The 17,478-nt window shown below is 34.9% G+C and carries 20 protein-coding genes; 17 read left to right on the forward strand and 3 right to left on the reverse strand.

Translation table 11 applies throughout. From position 1 onward, the window contains the following. Positions 1-31: 31 nt before the first annotated feature. From J2786_RS21635 to J2786_RS21685, 11 genes are all read left to right on the forward strand, one after another. On the forward strand, positions 32-1,693 hold the full coding sequence (locus J2786_RS21635) for an ATP-binding protein (protein ID WP_047426250.1): 1,662 nt from the start codon (positions 32-34) through the stop codon (positions 1,691-1,693). Further along, complete coding sequence (locus J2786_RS21640; protein ID WP_047426252.1) at positions 1,686-2,348, forward strand: response regulator; 663 nt, start codon at positions 1,686-1,688, stop codon at positions 2,346-2,348. The genes J2786_RS21635 and J2786_RS21640 overlap by 8 nt, the downstream gene beginning before the upstream one ends. A gap of 361 nt (positions 2,349-2,709) precedes the next feature. Continuing rightward, on the forward strand, positions 2,710-3,048 hold the full coding sequence (locus J2786_RS21645; protein ID WP_310026742.1) for a YegP family protein: 339 nt from the start codon (positions 2,710-2,712) through the stop codon (positions 3,046-3,048). A gap of 4 nt (positions 3,049-3,052) precedes the next feature. Then, entirely contained in the window at positions 3,053-4,123 is a 1,071-nt protein-coding gene (locus J2786_RS21650) for a type I restriction endonuclease (RefSeq protein ID WP_047427759.1), read from the forward strand. A 2-nt stretch (positions 4,124-4,125) separates the two neighbouring features. After that, a complete protein-coding gene (locus tag J2786_RS21655; RefSeq protein WP_082001884.1) occupies positions 4,126-4,653 on the forward strand; it encodes an SH3 domain-containing protein in 528 nt (175 codons plus the stop codon). Positions 4,654-4,668: 15 nt separating this feature from the next. After that, the gene (locus J2786_RS21660) at positions 4,669-5,295 is read left to right on the forward strand and encodes a PH domain-containing protein (protein ID WP_047426261.1); all 627 of its coding nucleotides are present in this window, start codon (positions 4,669-4,671) and stop codon (positions 5,293-5,295) included. A 3-nt stretch (positions 5,296-5,298) separates the two neighbouring features. After that, positions 5,299-5,514: a TM2 domain-containing protein gene (locus tag J2786_RS21665; RefSeq protein ID WP_047426263.1), complete on the forward strand. Its 216-nt coding sequence runs from the start codon at positions 5,299-5,301 to the stop codon at positions 5,512-5,514. Between the two features lie 9 nt (positions 5,515-5,523). Continuing rightward, positions 5,524-5,922: a DUF6804 family protein gene (locus J2786_RS21670; RefSeq protein ID WP_047426265.1), complete on the forward strand. Its 399-nt coding sequence runs from the start codon at positions 5,524-5,526 to the stop codon at positions 5,920-5,922. 8 nt (positions 5,923-5,930) lie between these two features. Continuing rightward, positions 5,931-6,338 (forward strand): hypothetical protein, encoded by a 408-nt coding sequence (locus tag J2786_RS21675; protein ID WP_047426267.1) that lies wholly within the window; start codon positions 5,931-5,933, stop codon positions 6,336-6,338. A gap of 6 nt (positions 6,339-6,344) precedes the next feature. After that, positions 6,345-7,682 (forward strand): beta-carotene 15,15'-monooxygenase, encoded by a 1,338-nt coding sequence (locus J2786_RS21680; RefSeq protein ID WP_310026749.1) that lies wholly within the window; start codon positions 6,345-6,347, stop codon positions 7,680-7,682. A gap of 9 nt (positions 7,683-7,691) precedes the next feature. Further along, positions 7,692-8,591 carry a hypothetical protein gene (locus J2786_RS21685; RefSeq protein ID WP_047426272.1) on the forward strand — a complete coding sequence of 300 codons (900 nt, stop codon included), beginning with the start codon at positions 7,692-7,694 and terminating at the stop codon, positions 8,589-8,591. Between the two features lie 62 nt (positions 8,592-8,653). Here J2786_RS21685 and J2786_RS21690 read toward each other — a convergent pair whose 3' ends face one another. From J2786_RS21690 to J2786_RS21700, 3 genes are all read right to left on the reverse strand, one after another. Beyond that, positions 8,654-9,103 carry a GNAT family N-acetyltransferase gene (locus tag J2786_RS21690; protein WP_047426274.1) on the reverse strand — a complete coding sequence of 150 codons (450 nt, stop codon included), beginning with the start codon at positions 9,101-9,103 and terminating at the stop codon, positions 8,654-8,656. Then, complete coding sequence (gene yihA, locus J2786_RS21695; RefSeq protein ID WP_047427761.1) at positions 9,096-9,719, reverse strand: ribosome biogenesis GTP-binding protein YihA/YsxC; 624 nt, start codon at positions 9,717-9,719, stop codon at positions 9,096-9,098. Before yihA ends, J2786_RS21690 begins: the two co-directional genes overlap by 8 nt. Before the next feature lie 62 nt (positions 9,720-9,781). Then, a complete protein-coding gene (locus tag J2786_RS21700) occupies positions 9,782-10,543 on the reverse strand; it encodes an alpha/beta fold hydrolase (protein ID WP_047426276.1) in 762 nt (253 codons plus the stop codon). A gap of 272 nt (positions 10,544-10,815) precedes the next feature. Here J2786_RS21700 and mraZ point away from each other — a divergent pair, with 272 nt between their 5' ends. From mraZ to mraY, 6 genes are all read left to right on the forward strand, one after another. After that, on the forward strand, positions 10,816-11,274 hold the full coding sequence (mraZ, locus tag J2786_RS21705) for a division/cell wall cluster transcriptional repressor MraZ (RefSeq protein ID WP_047426278.1): 459 nt from the start codon (positions 10,816-10,818) through the stop codon (positions 11,272-11,274). A 50-nt stretch (positions 11,275-11,324) separates the two neighbouring features. Beyond that, complete coding sequence (gene rsmH, locus J2786_RS21710; protein WP_047426280.1) at positions 11,325-12,218, forward strand: 16S rRNA (cytosine(1402)-N(4))-methyltransferase RsmH; 894 nt, start codon at positions 11,325-11,327, stop codon at positions 12,216-12,218. A gap of 53 nt (positions 12,219-12,271) precedes the next feature. Further along, entirely contained in the window at positions 12,272-12,637 is a 366-nt protein-coding gene (locus tag J2786_RS21715) for an FtsL-like putative cell division protein (protein WP_034693891.1), read from the forward strand. Next, a complete protein-coding gene (locus tag J2786_RS21720) occupies positions 12,621-14,612 on the forward strand; it encodes a penicillin-binding transpeptidase domain-containing protein (protein ID WP_047426281.1) in 1,992 nt (663 codons plus the stop codon). The genes J2786_RS21715 and J2786_RS21720 overlap by 17 nt, the downstream gene beginning before the upstream one ends. A gap of 58 nt (positions 14,613-14,670) precedes the next feature. Then, positions 14,671-16,131, forward strand: coding sequence for a UDP-N-acetylmuramoyl-L-alanyl-D-glutamate--2,6-diaminopimelate ligase (locus tag J2786_RS21725; RefSeq protein WP_047426282.1), 1,461 nt, complete (start codon positions 14,671-14,673; stop codon positions 16,129-16,131). 75 nt (positions 16,132-16,206) lie between these two features. Then, positions 16,207-17,448, forward strand: a complete 1,242-nt coding sequence (mraY, locus tag J2786_RS21730) for a phospho-N-acetylmuramoyl-pentapeptide-transferase (protein WP_034693896.1) — start codon at positions 16,207-16,209, stop codon at positions 17,446-17,448. Positions 17,449-17,478 lie beyond the last annotated feature (30 nt).

Consider the following 17,478-nt stretch of genomic DNA (forward strand, 5'->3'; position numbering starts at 1 on the left):
TTATTAGAGCGGTTTTTTTTATTTTAGTGAGATGATACGATATTTATTTTTTATTCTGTTATTTTTTATTGCTTGTGAAAAGAAAACAGTCATTCATAATGCTCCAGAAGCAGATAAATTATATGATGAAGGAACCAGTCTTCTCCTCAAAGATAATATTGAAGCCTATAAAAAGTTTCAGGAAGCTTTAAATTATTACTATAAAACAAGAGATTCTTCTAATATTTCTAAAAGTTTGATATGCCAGGCAATAGCTCAAAAATATACTGGAGATATATTTGGGGCAGAAGCTACTTTAGTAGATGCCCTCACTTTTATGAAAGAAGGAGATGAAAGTCTTTACTCTGCATATAGTACGCTTGGAGATATAAAATATGCACAAAAAGAATATTCATCTGCTGAAGAATGGTACGCTAAAGGTCTTTCTGAAAAAAACACTTCTGAAAAGGACAAATTTGATATGCTTAATAATAAAGGAGCGGCTGAATACAGACAAAAGAAATATTCAGAGGCTTTAAAAACATTAAGAAGTATAGACCCTAAAAATGTAAATGATATCAATCTAAAAAATAGAATAAAAGAAAATATTGTATATACTCAATGGCTTCAAGATAAAAATTATCCTGCTCAATCAGAATTTGAAGAACTCCTAAAACTTAAGTTAAAAAACAATGACAATTGGGGAGCAAATTCTAGCTATTCGCATCTAGCTGAAATAAATCAGGATAGCAATCCTAACATCTCTTTATATTATGCACACCAAATGCTCAATACAGCTGAAAAAATAAAAAGTCCTGACGATAGGCTAGAAGCAATAGAAAAAATATCATTAGTTGACAATCCTTCTAATGCTATTAAAAACTTTAAACAATACAAGCATCTATCAGACAGTATTCAAAGTTATAAAAATGACAATAGAAACAGGTTTGCATATATAAAATATGATGGAGAAAAGAAGGAAATAGAAAATCAAAGATTAAAGGCTGAAAAGGTTGAAAAAGAATTTCAATTACTTTGGCAGTATTTTCTTTCAGGGTTACTTGTTGCTCTAATAATCATTATTATCATTTTATATAAAAAAAGGCAAAAAAAACTTCAACAAGAAAAAGAAATTGAAGTAAAAAACACCCAGCTCAAAATGTCTAAAAAAGTGCATGACGTAGTGGCTAATGGGCTTTATCACATGATGATTGATGTTCAGAATAACCCGGAAATGGACAAAACAAGAATTCTTAATGATATTGAAAAAATGTATGAAGAATCTAGAGATATTTCTCATGAGAATATTGCAGAAAAAGATTTTGCATTACGTTTTATTAATATGATCACTTCTTATTCTTCCGATGAACAAAAGGTTTTACCTCTAGGATACAAAGAAAATATTTGGGAGTCTATTGCGTACAATACGCAGCTTGAACTTTATTATACTCTGAGAGAGATCCTTGTAAATATGAAAAAGCACAGTCAGGCAAAATTAGCTTCTGTCAGATTTGAGAAAGACAATTATAATCTGAAAATAAAATATACAGACAATGGCATAGGTATCAACAACTTAGATCAAAAAAAAGGAACAGGAATCCATAATACGGAAAACCGTATTGAAAACATTGGGGGAGATATTACTTTTGAAAAAAATCCAACAGGTGGATTAATTGTTCAAATAACCATTCCAATACAATCAAAATATGTTTAAAAAAGTCCTTATAGCCGAAGATCACGAAGTCAGAAATTTAGGTGTTGTAAATACGCTTACAGAATTACAGATTCAGAATTTTGATTTTGTAAACTATTGTGATGATGCTTTTCAAAAAATAAAAACTGCCGCTACAGACAATATTTCTTATGATCTTTTAATTACAGACTTATCTTTCGATAAAGATCACATGGAACAAAAAATCAATTCTGGCCAGAAATTGATTGAAGAAGCAAAAAAAATTCAACCAAATTTGAAAGTCATTGCTTTTTCTATAGAAAAGAAACCCAAAATAATTGATGATCTTTTTAAGGTACACAATATCAATGGCTTTGTAAGCAAGGGGAGAAATGATGGTAAAGATCTCAAAAATACAATCAAGAAGGTTTTTTCTGGCGAAACAGTTATTCCGCAAGAGATTTTAAATTCTATACGAAATACATCATTTGAATTTACAGAATATGATGAAAAACTTATTGAACTTCTTTCCAAAGGGTGGAAGCAAAGTGAAATTGAGACCTTTTTTAAAGAAAACAAAATAACCCCGGATAGTAGAAGCGCCATAGAAAAAAGATTAAACGATCTTCGTTTCGAGCTGGGCGCGAAAAATAATATTGAATTAATTGTAATATGTAAAGATATTGGTATCATATAACGATCCCTTATTCTAAAAATTAATAACCTTTCAGCATTTCTGGAAGGTTTTTTTATTAAGTAATTTCAGTTTACGGTTTTCCGTAATGAATCAAGATTTAATGCTCATATTTTTGGACTGTTAAAACAATAAACAATTTTTATTATGAAAAAGTACTATGTAAACAAAAAAGCTCAAGCAAATGGAGACCATGAAGTACATCATGAAAACTGTATATATCTCCCGAGCATTGATAACAGAAAATATTTAGGTCAGTTTTCGTCTTGTAAAGACGCAGTAAGAGAAGCAAAAAGAGATTATTCTAAAGCGAATGGTTGCAAAACATGTTCTAACGAATGTCACACAAGTTAAAATAATAATCATGGGAAAATTTATCATCACACAAAGAATCAACAACGAGTATCAGTTTAACCTGAAGGCCGGAAATGGCGAAATTATTTTAACGAGCGAAGGATATGTCCAGAAAGCATCTTGTCAAAAAGGAATCGAATCCATAAAAGTTAATTCACAGGATCTTTCAAGATATGATAGAAGAGTGGCGAAAAACGGAAAAGACTATTTTGTATTAAAAGCAAGAAACGGTGAAATTATTGGGAACAGCCAAATGTACAATTCAAAATCTGGATTGGAAAATGGTATTGCCTCTGTAAAAGCAAATGCACCAACGGCAGAAATCGTTGATGAAACTTTAAAAAAATAATACTATGGATCTCAAAATTAAACTTGAGCAATTACATCAGAAAGTAATTGGATTGAAAGAACAGATAGGAACAGAAGAAGCTACAAAAAATGCTTTTGTAATGCCTTTTATACAAATTCTGGGCTATGACATCTTCAACCCAACGGAAGTTGTCCCTGAACATGTTTGTGATATTGGGACGAAAAAAGGAGAAAAAGTGGATTACGTTATCAAAAATAACGATGAGCCCATCTTCATTATCGAATGTAAGCATTGGAAAGAAAGTGCAGATGCCCACAATTCACAGCTACACAGATATTATCATGTTTCGAAAACGAGATTTGGTGTTTTGACAAATGGTATCGTATATAACTTTTATACAGATCTGGAAAAACCTAATATTATGGATGAAAAACCCTTCTTCACCATTAATATTGAGGATTTAAAAGACAGTTCCATTAAAATTCTGGAAAATTTTACCAAGAAAGATTATAATTTGGAAAATATTCTTGATTCAGCGGAGGCATTAAAATACATCAAGGCCATCAGAAAAGAATTTGAAAAGGAAATTGAAAATCCTTCTGATGAACTGGTAAAACTATTGGTAAACCGCTTCTTTGAAAAGCCCTTAACAGCCAACAGAATGATTTCTTTTAAAGAATATGCTAAAAAAGCATTGACTACTTCTATTAATGAGTCAATCAGCTTCCGGTTAAAATCGGCTTTGAGCATCAATGAACAGATAGAAAAAAGCGAAGATGATGTGAAATCATCACAGCCCATCGATCAAAATAACGATTCTAAAATTGTAACCACGGAGGAAGAACTCGAAGGATTTCAAATTGTAAAAGCGATTCTGAGAGAAAAAATTCCTTCTTCCAGAATTGCTTACAGAGATACCCTTTCATATTTCGGAGTTTTGTTGGATGATAACAATAGAAAGCCGATTTGCAGACTACACTTTAATACAGCGAATAAATATTTAGAAACTTTCCATAACGGAAAAGAGGCCGGAGAAAAGATTTTATTGAACACTCTCGATGAAATTTATAATTACAGAAATCAGCTTCATCAGACCCTGGAAAACTACAACTAACCATGAAAAAGCTAATACCTTTCATTATACTTACATTCAGCTTATTTCTTTTAAATTCTTGCTTAAAAGCCAATGACAATGCAGGACACGGCGGAAGATGTACCGGTTCTTCCTATTGTACAGCCTGCTCCAACTGCTCAAGATGTGGGCACTGCAGTAGTGGTGGAACGTGTGGTGTTTGTGGCGGTGGCTCTTCTGGAAGAAGTTCTTCTTCGGGCAACTCTAATAAAAAAAGTAAGGCTGAAAAATATAGGTCATCAGGTTCTAATGAATCTTCCAAAACAAAATCCAATAAACCAACAAAAGTATTTATTGATGAAGTTAATTTCAATATTAGTTCCAGCAACAGATACACGGCAGGAATAGAAGCAACAAATATTTACGAGAAGCCATCCTTAAAATCTAAAATAATAGCAACAGTTTCTAAAAAAGCCAAGCTGATTCAACTTTCCAAAGACGGCTTGTGGTACAAAGTACAAGTTAAATCAAGTGGAAAAACAGGATATGTTTATTATAAAGATGTAAAATAATCAAAACAAAATAATATGAACTTAAAGAATTTTTTAAATGAGGAACAGGATCCTCAAGCTGTTGAAAAGCTTTTAGGAAGAATCAATAGTCTTCTTACCTCACAAGAAGTTGTAGAATACATAGCTGTTCAGAAGAAACCTGTAATTAATTTATCTCCTGATTGTATTGCTCTTACCAACAGGAGAATTATTTTTTGCAGACCGAAAAACTTCGGCTTATCAATGGATTTTCAGGACTATAGCTGGGTAGATATAGCTGATTGCCATATCAAGGAAGGAATTGTGGGCGCTACATTTATCATGAGAACAACGAACAGCTTTACCAATATGATGGATTATCTTCCTAAAAACCAAGCCAGAAAACTATACCAGTTTGCACAGGAAGTAGAAGAAAGAATGCGCGGTCTGAGAAGAGAAAAAAATCTTGAAACATTGAGAGCTTCAGCAGGAGGGGTTACTGTGAACAATACTACCCCTATTATCGCACAACCTCAACAATTTCAGGAAGAAAAAAGGCCACTATTAATTGAAAATGAAGATCCTTTTGCTTTATTGCAGAAGTTAAAAGACTTAAAAGAGAACGGAATCATTTCTCCTGAAGAGTTTGAAACAAAAAAGAACGAAGTTTTATCAAGAGTTTAAATTATGAAATCGAAATCCACCGCCGCTTTACTTGCTTTTTTCTTGGGAGGATTAGGCATTCACAGGTTTTACCTAGGTCAAAATATTATGGGAATAGTTTATCTGGTATTTTGCTGGACTTTCATTCCCGCATTAATTGCATTTTTTGATTTCTTCGTACTTATTTTTATGTCTGAAAGCCGTTTTAATTATAAATATAATCTCAAAACAGGATTTTAAGCAAACATTATGAAACCATTTCTCACCTTCTGTGCGTTATGTTGTTTCGCAGGTATTTTCAAACTTCCTATAGAATATTATACTTTTCTTAGAATTATTATTTCCATTGGAGCTTTATTGGTTTTATACATTACTCTAAGTTCCAAACAATATTATTTCAGTATACCATTTCTAATTATTCTCATTCTTTTCAATCCTGTATTTCCTTTTTATTTATATCAAAAAAGTATTTGGATCCCGATTGATATAATCGCAGGAATTTTATTTCTGTTGATCAATTTCGTAAAAAAAACAGAACAAAAAAAGGAAGAAGAAATTACCGAAGAAACTACAGAACCTTCGTTACCCATTCACCAAAGAACTGTTTCAAGAGACAGAATTATTAACCCTAGAAAAACAAAAGAATAGTAACCATCATGGAAAACAATCATATAACAGAAAATCTCAAAGCTCATTTCTTAAGATTGTATCAAATGGCCATCTGTGATGATGATTTCAGCGCATTAGAACTTAAAATGCTCTATAAATGTGCAGAAGAAAGAGGAATTCCATCCAAAAACCTAGACGAAATCCTTTTAAACCCTATCAATTTAAAATCATTAGTTCCCCAATCTATTGAAGAAAAAATAGATTATTTATATGATCTCACAATCATGATCTGGGCAGATGGCATTGTTTCACCAAACGAATATGCTGCAATGCAAAAATACGTTTTGATGTTTGGCTTTTTGGAAGAAAATGTAACGGCAATTGTAGACTATCTCATTGAAGCCGTAAGAATCGGAAAGAACAAAAGTGAAATTTTATATGAATTAAAAAACTAACTCATCATGGACACCACCAGTATAAAAAATTTATTTAAACTTAAATCCGTTCTGATAGAACCGAAACCGGAACCGCTTCCCTCAAATAATGACCTGAACGATGAATCTCTGGAAGAAACAAGAAAAAGAACTTATCATGAATCAGGATACAGGGATAGCTCACGAACGAATGGAAATCACTCTACTCTATCTATCTGCCTTGATGCCGTTTATTCAAAATTTCAGAATGAAGAAAAAGAAATGGTTGAAAAACAGAAAAATCTTAAAGAATCTTATGTAAACGAACAGAAAAACCGGGAAACTGAAATCAAAGCTTTATTCGTTTCACAGGAGACCAAAGAAGAACAATTACAAAGCAAGAGCGCTGAAATTGAGAATCATCAGCATACCATTGAAACATTAAAAGCTGAGATCCTTGATCTTCCCAGAAACCCGGAAAAATATAATATAAAAGCGACAAGAGGAGCTTCTGCAAAATTCTGGATCGGACTTTTTCTTTTGATTCCCATCACCTTATATTTAGGAACATTCTATATCTCAACTTCCTATTCGGCTTTTTTTAAAAGTTTTGATGCAAAAAGTACGATTATCCAAAGCGTTTTAGATGCACAGGCTCTCAGCAAAGCATGGAACGAAGGAGTTATTGAAGGAGCATTTGTCACCTTGATTCCCTTTGTATTCCTAGGATTGGGTTACTTGATTCACATGTTCTGGGAGAATAAAACGAGAGCCAACTATATCAAGCTTGGATTATTATTTATTGTAACATTTATTTTTGATTGCATTTTAGCCTACGAAATTGAATCAAAATTATATGAATTAAACAGAACCTTTAATTCTCCATCTTTTGATCTTAAGATTGCTTTTACCAAAATTCAGTTTTGGGGAATTATTTTTGCCGGATTTATTGTTTACATTATTTGGGGGCTGGTTTTTGATTTTGTAATGAAAGAACATCGTGAAAAGGATAAGATTAAAAACGAACAGGAAATCAGACAGAAAAAAGTTGAATTCTTTCAGGAAAAGATTAATGTTTTGAAAAAAGAAATTGAAGAAATCCTTGCCAGTATCGGAACGATAAAAGAAACCGTTATCAAGACACGAGGAAGAATCGAAGAACTTCAGAATATTATCGACGGAGTCATCATTCCAACCAAAGATTACAAACTGTATGCTTCGGAATATGTTCAGGGCTGGATCACTTTTATTGGTGAAAAAATAGCCGTTTCAAGAACGGAAAAACAAACAATGATTGACGACTGTATTGTCACCTACAATACCAATTTAGAAACCGTAGGTGCTAATTCCGACAATCAGAACTTAGTGTATTTATCATCTTTATAACTGAAAATTATGAAAAAGATATTCTATTTATTATTCATTATTTCTTTGGCTTCTTGCTGTAAAGGCAAAGATGACGGAACAGAGATAGAAAAGAAAGATACTATTGTTGTTGATTCAAACAATATCAATCTAAGTATCCTGATTGATCTTTCAGACAGAATTGATCCGGCAACCAACCCTAATCCTACAATGCAATATTTTCAACGGGATACAGAGTATATTAAAGCCATTGAAAAAGGATTTTTAAATCATGTTAAATCAAAAAAGATCATCACTTATGACGATCAGATGCAGGTTTTCTTTAACCCGGAACCTTCAGATCCAAAAATAAATGATTTCACAAAAGAGTTGAAAATTTCTTTTAATAAAGATATTCCAAAGAGCTATTTTGATTCTGTTGATAAAAAATACTCAGAATTACCTATAAACATTTATCAGTCAGCTATAAAAGACGGCAAATATGTCGGTTCGGATATCTGGGAATTCTTTAAAAACAAAGTTAATGATTATTGTATCAAACAAGATAAAAGAAACATTCTGTTCATTCTGACAGATGGTTATATGTATCATCAAAATACCAAGTTTGAAGAAAAAAAAGAAAATTCATATAAAACTTCCTATTTAACAACCAAACTTATAAAAGCCAATAACCTAACAACATCTGGTTTTAAAGATGCTATTGAAAAAAACGGCTATGGATTTGTAAAAGCAAATGAAAATCTGAGTAATCTCGAAGTCATTGTTTTGGGAATCAATCCCGAAAAAGGGAACCCTTTCGAAGAAGCTGTTATTAAAGAATATTGGGAAAATTGGTTTAAAAAAATGAAAATTAAAAACTATCAGATCAAATCCGCTGATCTTCCTTCTAATTTAGAGCCCATTATCTTAAAAGCGATTTCAGGGAAATAAAAAACACACTCAACATATTTAACTATTAAAAAAAGCGAAGAATACATTTCCTCGCTTTTTCTTTACTTTCTTACCATTTCCGTATGCGGAATATCATCTTCAAGATATTTTTTTCCTGTATCTACAAATCCGAATGCACTGTAAAATCTTAACAGATAATCCTGTGCTGAAATTCTGATTTCAGAAGTATGAAAACGGTTTTCTATGGTTTCTACAGCATATTGTATCAACTGTTTTCCAAGACTCTTACCTCTCGCCTGCTCTGTCGTCAAAACTCTGCCGAAGGAAGTTTCATCATATTTTATTCCTTTGTCAAAAACACGGCAATAGGCTAGCACTTCCCCGTCTTCCTCAGCCCAGATATGAACCGCTTTCTGATCATAATTATCCAGATCAGGGTAAGGACAGTTCTGTTCAATAACGAAAACATCAATGCGTGCTTTCAGTACCGCATATAATTCCGGGACAGTAAACTCGTCAAATGTTTTTATTTTCCAGATCATATTACTCATCGAAGCTTATATTGTTATTGATTAAAAACTCATTGGTCTTCTGTATAAAGTTAAGGATGTTGTCCCCTCCCTCTTTCTTTTCTGCTGAGGTAATATACAACTCTGGAAGATCTTCCCATGTTTTATGAAGTTCAGCCTTATAATCTTCAACATTTTTAACCACTGCATTCGGCTTTAGTTTATCTGCCTTAGTAAAGACAATCGAAAATGGGATTCCACTTTCTCCGCACCACTGGATGAATTCCAGGTCAATTTTCTGCGGCGTATGCCTTACATCTACCAATACAAAAAGGTTAACCAGATTCCTTCTGTTCAGAATATAATTGGTGATCAGCTTTTCAAAATCCTTTCGCTGAACTTTTGAAACCTTGGCATAGCCATATCCCGGTAAATCGGTAAGATACCAGTTTTCATTCACTAAAAAATGATTGATCAGCTGGGTTTTCCCTGGGGTCTGTGATGTTTTGGCAAGATCTTTATGATTCATCATTGCATTGATCAGTGATGATTTTCCTACGTTCGACCTTCCGATAAAAGCATATTCGGGAATATTTGGTTCAGGGCATTCCTGCCATTTTCCGCTACTCTTTACAAACTCTGCTGTCTTGATAATCATTTTTGAATGTATTTTAGAAAAATAAACCATTAAGAAAAGCTCTTAATGGTCATTTATATGTTTTAAACTTTATCTTTTATCCAGTTGTACAGGATTTCATTGAATTCATCTGGTTTTTCCATCATCGCTGCATGCCCGCATTTATCAATCCAGAATAAGTCCGAATTAGGAATAAACTTGTGCATATCTTCTGCCACTTCGGGAGGAGTAACATTATCCTGTTTACCCCAGATCAGACAGGTAGGTGTCACAATCTTCGGAAGATCATTCAGCATATTGTGTTTGATGGCACTTCTGGCCAGCATTACCGTCTTTATTCCTTTCATTCTGTCATTTACAACTGCAAAAACTTCATCTACAAGATCTTCTGTTGCCACCTTTGGATCATAGAAAACTTCTTCCGTTTTCTTTCTGATATAAGAACGGTCATTTTTTCTTGGAAAGCTGTCTCCGAAAGTTCTTTCATAAAGACCGGAACTTCCCGTAAGAACAAGATTTTTTACCAGATCAGGTCTTGCTAAAGTTAATATAAGCCCTACGTGACCTCCCATTGAGTTTCCTACAATAGTTACCGGACCAGAAATATGACTTTCTATAAACTTGATAATATATTTTGCAATCGTGGTAAGATTCGTATTGAGTACCGGCAGATCATAGATCGGCAACTGAGGAACATATACTTTGAAGCCTCTATCCGAAAAAAAATCTACCATTTTATCGAAATTACTCAAACCACCCATTAACCCGTGCAACAGCACTAATGGATGTCCTTCTCCCGCTTCTACATAGGAATATTTCTTTTCTTTTTTTGTACTAAATATCATAAAACGCCTTAATAAAGCCCTGCAAAAATACAAATTAAACCTCAAAAAAATTTTGATTATCCTAATTTAAGATAAAAATAATATAATATTCTCCTTTTTAACTTTTTTTTTCAGAACAGCTTTATTATGGCCTAAATAGGACTTTCAACAAGTGTCTTCATATCAGTATTTTACATTATTGAAATTCAATCTTTAATAAAACTTATTAACATTGAGTCAAAAAGTGGGAAAAAGTGGGAAATTTTGGAAATTATTATATAAATTTGTCCCAAATGAAAAATTTCATTGGGACATATGAGTGTAAAATTGACGACAAAGGCCGCTTAAAAGTTCCTTCATCTTTAATCAAACAGATGGAAAACTTCGACGATAAGGCGTTTGTAGTCAAAAGATCTGTGTTCCAACCTTGTCTGGAAGTTTATCCTATGAATGCATGGGACAAACTGATGGGCAAAATTAATAAACTGAACAGGTTCATAAAAAAGAATGCTGATTTCATACGAATGTTTACGGCAGGAGTAAAAACAGTAGAGTTGGATAATGCGGGAAGACTGCAGATCTCTAAAGACCTCACGGTTTTTGCAAATCTTCAGAAAGAGATTGTGATCACCAGTGCAGGAGAACTCTTTGAGATTTGGGATAAAGAGGCCTACGAAAAGGTAATTGCTACCAACGAAGCTGATTTTGCAAGCCTGGCCGAAGATGTGATGGGCTCTTTTGACGAAGAATAATGACAGTAGGTTATTAATTGATTAGTATTAAATAAAAAACACAATTAAGCATGTATCATAACCCCGTTTTGTTGAAGCAGAGTGTTGATGATTTGGTGACGAATCCTGACGGAATATATGTGGACTGCACCTTTGGAGGCGGAGGCCATTCAAGAGAAATCTTAAGCAGACTTTCCGACAAAGGGAGATTGTTCAGTTTTGATCAGGACCTGGATGCACTTAAAAATACAATTGATGACCCAAGGTTTACATTAGTTAATCAGAATTTCAGATTTCTGGAAAACTCATTGCTGATGTATGGCATTTCACAGGTAGATGGTGTTTTGGCAGACTTAGGGGTATCTTCCCATCAGTTTGATGAAGCAGACAGAGGTTTCTCAACAAGAAGTAATGCTCCTTTGGATATGAGAATGAATGTGATGCAGAATCTGGATGCCAAAAGAGTGATTAATGAATATGGAGAGGAGGAACTTGCAGACATCTTTTACCACTACGGCGAATTGAGAGAAGCAAGAAAACTGGCGAGAGAAATTGTACACCACAGGAAAACAAAAAGCATAGAGACCACAGAGGATCTGAAAAAGCTTTTCAGCTATATTCCACCTCATAAAGTGAATAAATTCTATGCCCAGCTCTTTCAGGCAGTAAGAATTGAAGTCAACCAGGAGCTTGAGGTATTAAAAGAAATGCTGGTTCAGGCTTTTAATATATTAAAGCCGGAAGGAAGATTAGTCGTTATTTCTTACCACTCTCTGGAAGACCGTTTGGTAAAGAGATTCCTGAAAAACGGAATGTTTGAAGGAGAACCGGAAAGAGATATCTACGGAAATTATAAAAAAGCATTCGAGCTGATCAAGAGTAAAGCAATCATTCCTGACGATCAGGAAATAGAAGAAAACTCGAGAGCAAGAAGTGCCAAGATGAGAACAGGAATTAAAGTATAAATGATAACAGATAATTGATCAATATTTATCAATCATCAATTATAAAAAAAGCTTTGGCAAAAAGAACAACAAATCGCCCCCAGAAAAGACTCACTTTTATAGATATTATAAAAGGAAACTTTCTGAATCGTGATGAGATCAAAATACATTACAGGTATTTTCTCCTCTTGTTTGTTCTGATGATGGCCATGATTTATACCAACCATCTCGTCAATAAAAAAATAAAAATTGTAAACGCCTTAAAGGAAGAAACAGAAGAATATAAATCACGAAATGCTTACGCCCAAAGTAAGCTGATCAAAGTAAAAATGGAATCAGAGCTCGGGAAAGAGGTTGCACGGGATTCACTGATGACCCTGGAAAACCACCCTCATAAATTGCTAATAAAACTGGATAGTACAGATGCAAAAGCAAAATGAATACGACAATAAGCGTAAGAAAACGTTACGATGGGGCTACCTCTTTGCAGTGGTAGCTTTGTGCGTGTTTGTAATGTTCTTGGCGAGGATCGTGATCCTTCAGAATACCAATGTCCAGGAAATAAAAGATGATTACATTAATAAAAACTATCGTGAAGCCACTTTAAAAGCTGCCCGAGGTAACCTTTTTGCTTCTGACGGCTCTATTCTTGCCACAACAGTAATGAGATATGACATCTATCTTGATTTTAAAACAATGAAAGATACGGTGTACTCCAACAATATCGGAGCACTGACTGATTCCCTGAGCAAAATGTTCGGAAAATCCAGAGGCGAATTCAGACAGAAGTTTGACGAGCAGAAGAAAAAGAAAAACCAGTACTATACTTTGGTAAAAGGACTGGATTTCGATCAGTATGACAGAATCCGAAAGTTTCCGATCTTTAAAAGAGGTAAAAATAAAGGAGGATTTATCGTTGACCGAAACTATAAAAGAGAATTGGCCACTTCAGAAATCGGAGCCGGAACCATCGGTATGGATAACGGCGAGCTTAAATCCGGACTTGAAGGAGCTTTCTCCAAATATTTAACCGGAACAGACGGAAAAAGACTTGAGCAAAGAATCAATTCTTCCCAATGGAAACCTATCGACTTCTGGAAAGTTCAGGAACCGGTAGATGGTGAAGATGTCTACACCACTTTAGACCTTAGAATTCAAGACATTGCACACTCTGCTCTTGAGAAACAGCTTATTAATTTCGAAGCCAAACACGGAACCGTAATTGTGATGGAAGTTGAAACCGGAAAAGTACGTGCTCTGGTTAACTTAAGAAGAACAGATTCAGGGGATTACGAAGACTCGTACAACTATGCCCTGAAAGATAATATCGAACCGGGATCCACCTTTAAAACCATTTCGCTTCTAGCAGCAATGGACGATGGATTCATCGATGAAAATACAACTGTAAACGTAGGAAACGGAGTTTGGGTCTATGCGAAACAGAGAATATCTGACGGCCACGGAGGAGGAACATACGATATCAGTGATGTATTGGCAAAGTCCAGTAACGTAGGAACTTCAAAGCTGATCACAAAGTATTATGCAGAAAAGCCACAGATTTTCCTCGACCATCTGAAACGTTGGAAATTATTCGACAAAATGGATATCGAGCTTCCGGGGATCACAAAACCGAAGATTGTAACGCCGCAAAATAAAAGATGGAATGCCGCAACGCTGGCTTCTATTTCCTACGGATATTCTTCCAACATCAATCTTCTGCAGTTGACAACCTTCTACAACGGAGTTGCCAATGGAGGTAAAATGCTTAAGCCTTTATTCATTGATAAAATCATGAAAGACGGAAAAGTAATGTACAATGCAAAGCCTGAAGTAATGGTAAACAAAATGGCTTCTGAAAAAGCCATTAAAATGATGACCAGTGCTTTAACCAAAGCCGTAGAAAAAGGAACAGGACGAAGCATTTTTACTCCCAACCTGAAAATGGCAGGAAAAACAGGTACCGCAAGGTTTGAATACTGGCTGCCCGGCCCAATGAAATACCGTGCATCATTTGCAGGATTTTATCCGGCAGATGCGCCAAAATATACATGTTATGTCATGATCAGTGAACCCAATACCGCAAAAGGATTTTATGGAGGTTCCGTTTCAGCACCGGTGTTTAAAGAAATTGCAGGAAAAACATTCCTGAAAACACCTCAGAATATTGAAAAAGAAATGCTTGTAGACAAAAAGGTAAACCTGAGTAAAATGGTGGAACCAAATGTTAAAGTAGCAGTCAATGATAAACAAATGCCTAATGTGGTAGGATTAATCGGGAAAAATGTAATCCCGCAGCTGGAAAACCTAGGCTACCGTGTCGATTATAAAGGAGTTGGAAGAATTAAAGAACAATTCCCTCTGGAAGGCACCACGATCAGTAAGAACCAGAGAATTTATTTATCTCTGCAGAATTAAAAACAAGGTTTCGGAAGGAACATTTAAACCAAAATAGGGCAAAGCCTTATTGATAAAGATGATTATAACAGAATTAGTAAACAGAATCCCAGTATTGGAAATCCACGGTGATAACAACCGTGAGGTTACTGAATTGGTGATCGACAGCAGAAAGGTTACAGAAAACGCACTTTATATTGCGATGAGAGGAACAGTGGTAGATGGTCACTCATTCATTGCATCTGCTATTGAAAAAGGAGCCGCAACAATTGTTTGCGAGGAATTCCCAGAGACATTGGCAGAAAATGTAACTTATGTTCTGGTAAAAGATTCTTCTAAAGCTTTGGGTCAGCTTGCTTCCAATTTCTACGGAAACCCTTCTGAGAAGTTAAAACTGATAGGAGTTACAGGAACTAACGGAAAAACATCTGTTTCTACCCTTCTTTTTGACGTTTTCAAAAACCTTGGATATCCGGCAGCTCTGCTTTCTACTGTTGAAATCAGAATTGGAGATGAGATCATTCCGGCTACCCATACTACTCCTGATGTGATTACCATCAACAGGATATTGGCGGAAGCAGTAGAAAAAGGGTGTGAATTTGCTTTCATGGAAGTAAGCTCACACGGAATCGCCCAAAACAGAATTGAAGGACTTCACTTCAAAATTGCCGGCTTTACCAACCTTACTCATGATCACTTAGATTATCATAAAACATTCGAAGAATATTTAAAAACTAAAAAAAGATTCTTTGATCAATTAGAAGATACAGCCATTGCTATCACCAATGTAGATGATAAAAATGGGAATGTCATGCTTCAGAACACTAAGGCTAAAAAGAAGTCTTATGCTTTGAAAACCATGGCAGACTATCACGGAAAGCTTTTAGAAGTAGATTTCAACGGAATGCTGCTGAACTTCAACGGAAAAGAATTCTGGACGACCCTTACCGGGAAATTCAATGTATATAATTTGCTGCTTGTCTTCGGAATTGCTGCTGAACTTGGTTTTGAACAGGATGAAATTCTTCAGGCAGTCAGCAAACTAAAAAGAGTTTCCGGAAGATTTGAAACATTCAAATCTGATGGTGGAATTTTCTTTATCGTAGATTATGCGCACACTCCTGATGCTTTAGAAAATATCCTGGACAGCATCAACGATATAAGAACCAAAAACGAAAGATTAATCACCGTATTCGGCTGCGGAGGAGACAGAGATCACTCCAAAAGACCTGAAATGGGAAATATTGCCACAAAAAAATCAACTCTGGCAATCATCACTTCAGATAATCCGAGAACAGAAGATCCTGCACAGATCATCAAAGAAATTGAAGCAGGCGTTGAACCTCAGAACTTCAGCAAATACACTTCAATTCCGGACAGAAAAGAAGCCATAAAAATGGCCATAAAGTTTGCAGAACCAAAAGATATCGTTTTAGTTGCCGGAAAAGGCCACGAAACCTATCAGGAGATCAATGGTGTAAAACATCATTTTGACGACAAAGAAGTAATTAATGAGCTTTGGAAATTAATGAGCAAATAAATTACAAGTGATAATTGAAAGAACTGCTCTAATCATTCATCAATTATCAATGATCATTTATTAACAATTGAAACTATGCTATACTATCTATACGAATATCTAACCAACCATGGAATTCACGTTCCGGGATTAGGATTGTTGAAATACATTTCCTTCCGTGCCGGAATGGCTGTATTATTCTCTCTGATTATTGCTCTTGTCTACGGAAAAAGAGTAATCAATTACCTGAGAACAAAACAAATGGGAGAATTGGTACGTGATCTGGGATTAGATGGCCAAAAACAAAAAGAAGGAACTCCAACAATGGGAGGACTTATCATTATTCTGGCAACGATCATTCCTGTATTGCTGTTTACAAGAATTACCAATGTGTATATTGTACTGTTGCTGGTTTCAATGTTCTGGATGGGTGCTATTGGTTTCCTGGATGATTATTTAAAGAAAATTAAAAAAAATAAAGACGGATTAAGTGGTAAATTCAAAATTGTTGGTCAGGTTGGCTTAGGCTTGATTGTCGGAATTACCATGTATTTCCACCCGGACATCACCGTTAAAAGAAAATATGCAGATGCTAAAGTGGTGAACAGAAATAATGTGGAGCAGAATTTTATGCCTACAGAAAAAATTACCGTTTCCACCGTTCCTTTTGCAAAAAATAATGAATTCGATTACAGTGGAATTTTATTCTGGATGAATGATAAAGATGCCCATGAGTGGGCATGGATTGTCTTTATTCCCATTGTAATCTTTATTGTAACAGCCGTTTCGAATGGAGCTAACATCACAGATGGAATTGACGGTCTTGCAGCAGGAACAAGTGCCATTATACTGCTCACGCTGGCTCTTTTCGCTTACCTTTCAGGGAACATCATCTTTGCAGACTATCTTAATATTATGTTCCTTCCCAACATGGGTGAAACCACCATTTTTGCGGTAGCAATGGTAGGTGCCGTGATCGGATTCTTCTGGTACAATACCTATCCTGCGCAGGTTTTCATGGGAGATACCGGAAGCTTAATGCTGGGAGGCGTGATTGCTGTCTTAGCCATTATTTTAAGAAAAGAATTATTGATTCCTGTATTATGTGGAATCTTCTTAATTGAAAACCTGTCTGTAATGCTTCAGGTAGTTGTTTTCAAATACAGAAAAAGAAAATACGGGCTGGAATATGCCCAAAACAACAGACTATTCAAAATGTCACCATTACACCACCATTACCAGAAAGAAGGTTTCCACGAGAGTAAAATCGTGAACCGAATGATCATCATCGGAGTAATATTGGCAATTGTATGTCTGATCACACTAAAAATGAGATAAAAAATCAATTTAAAAATTAAAAGATTGAAG

The sequence above is a fragment of the Chryseobacterium vietnamense genome (genome assembly GCF_031454475.1).
Lineage (GTDB): Bacteria > Bacteroidota > Bacteroidia > Flavobacteriales > Weeksellaceae > Chryseobacterium > Chryseobacterium vietnamense.

Excerpts from the sequence above, each read along its gene's own strand:
- J2786_RS21725 (WP_047426282.1), top strand. The coding sequence starts at position 14,671 with ATGATTATAACAGAATTAGTAAACAGAATCCCAGTATTGGAAATCCAC.
- J2786_RS21645 (WP_310026742.1), top strand. The coding sequence starts at position 2,710 with ATGGGAAAATTTATCATCACACAAAGAATCAACAACGAGTATCAGTTT.
- J2786_RS21690 (WP_047426274.1), bottom strand. The coding sequence starts at position 9,103 with ATGAGTAATATGATCTGGAAAATAAAAACATTTGACGAGTTTACTGTC.
- yihA (WP_047427761.1), bottom strand. The coding sequence starts at position 9,719 with ATGATTATCAAGACAGCAGAGTTTGTAAAGAGTAGCGGAAAATGGCAG.
- J2786_RS21675 (WP_047426267.1), top strand. The coding sequence starts at position 5,931 with ATGGAAAACAATCATATAACAGAAAATCTCAAAGCTCATTTCTTAAGA.
- J2786_RS21660 (WP_047426261.1), top strand. The coding sequence starts at position 4,669 with ATGAACTTAAAGAATTTTTTAAATGAGGAACAGGATCCTCAAGCTGTT.
- J2786_RS21700 (WP_047426276.1), bottom strand. The coding sequence starts at position 10,543 with ATGATATTTAGTACAAAAAAAGAAAAGAAATATTCCTATGTAGAAGCG.
- J2786_RS21680 (WP_310026749.1), top strand. The coding sequence starts at position 6,345 with ATGGACACCACCAGTATAAAAAATTTATTTAAACTTAAATCCGTTCTG.
- J2786_RS21720 (WP_047426281.1), top strand. The coding sequence starts at position 12,621 with ATGCAAAAGCAAAATGAATACGACAATAAGCGTAAGAAAACGTTACGA.
- J2786_RS21635 (WP_047426250.1), top strand. The coding sequence starts at position 32 with ATGATACGATATTTATTTTTTATTCTGTTATTTTTTATTGCTTGTGAA.
- J2786_RS21655 (WP_082001884.1), top strand. The coding sequence starts at position 4,126 with ATGAAAAAGCTAATACCTTTCATTATACTTACATTCAGCTTATTTCTT.
- J2786_RS21650 (WP_047427759.1), top strand. The coding sequence starts at position 3,053 with ATGGATCTCAAAATTAAACTTGAGCAATTACATCAGAAAGTAATTGGA.
- J2786_RS21640 (WP_047426252.1), top strand. The coding sequence starts at position 1,686 with ATGTTTAAAAAAGTCCTTATAGCCGAAGATCACGAAGTCAGAAATTTA.
- J2786_RS21665 (WP_047426263.1), top strand. The coding sequence starts at position 5,299 with ATGAAATCGAAATCCACCGCCGCTTTACTTGCTTTTTTCTTGGGAGGA.
- mraZ (WP_047426278.1), top strand. The coding sequence starts at position 10,816 with ATGAAAAATTTCATTGGGACATATGAGTGTAAAATTGACGACAAAGGC.
- J2786_RS21670 (WP_047426265.1), top strand. The coding sequence starts at position 5,524 with ATGAAACCATTTCTCACCTTCTGTGCGTTATGTTGTTTCGCAGGTATT.
- J2786_RS21685 (WP_047426272.1), top strand. The coding sequence starts at position 7,692 with ATGAAAAAGATATTCTATTTATTATTCATTATTTCTTTGGCTTCTTGC.
- mraY (WP_034693896.1), top strand. The coding sequence starts at position 16,207 with ATGCTATACTATCTATACGAATATCTAACCAACCATGGAATTCACGTT.
- rsmH (WP_047426280.1), top strand. The coding sequence starts at position 11,325 with ATGTATCATAACCCCGTTTTGTTGAAGCAGAGTGTTGATGATTTGGTG.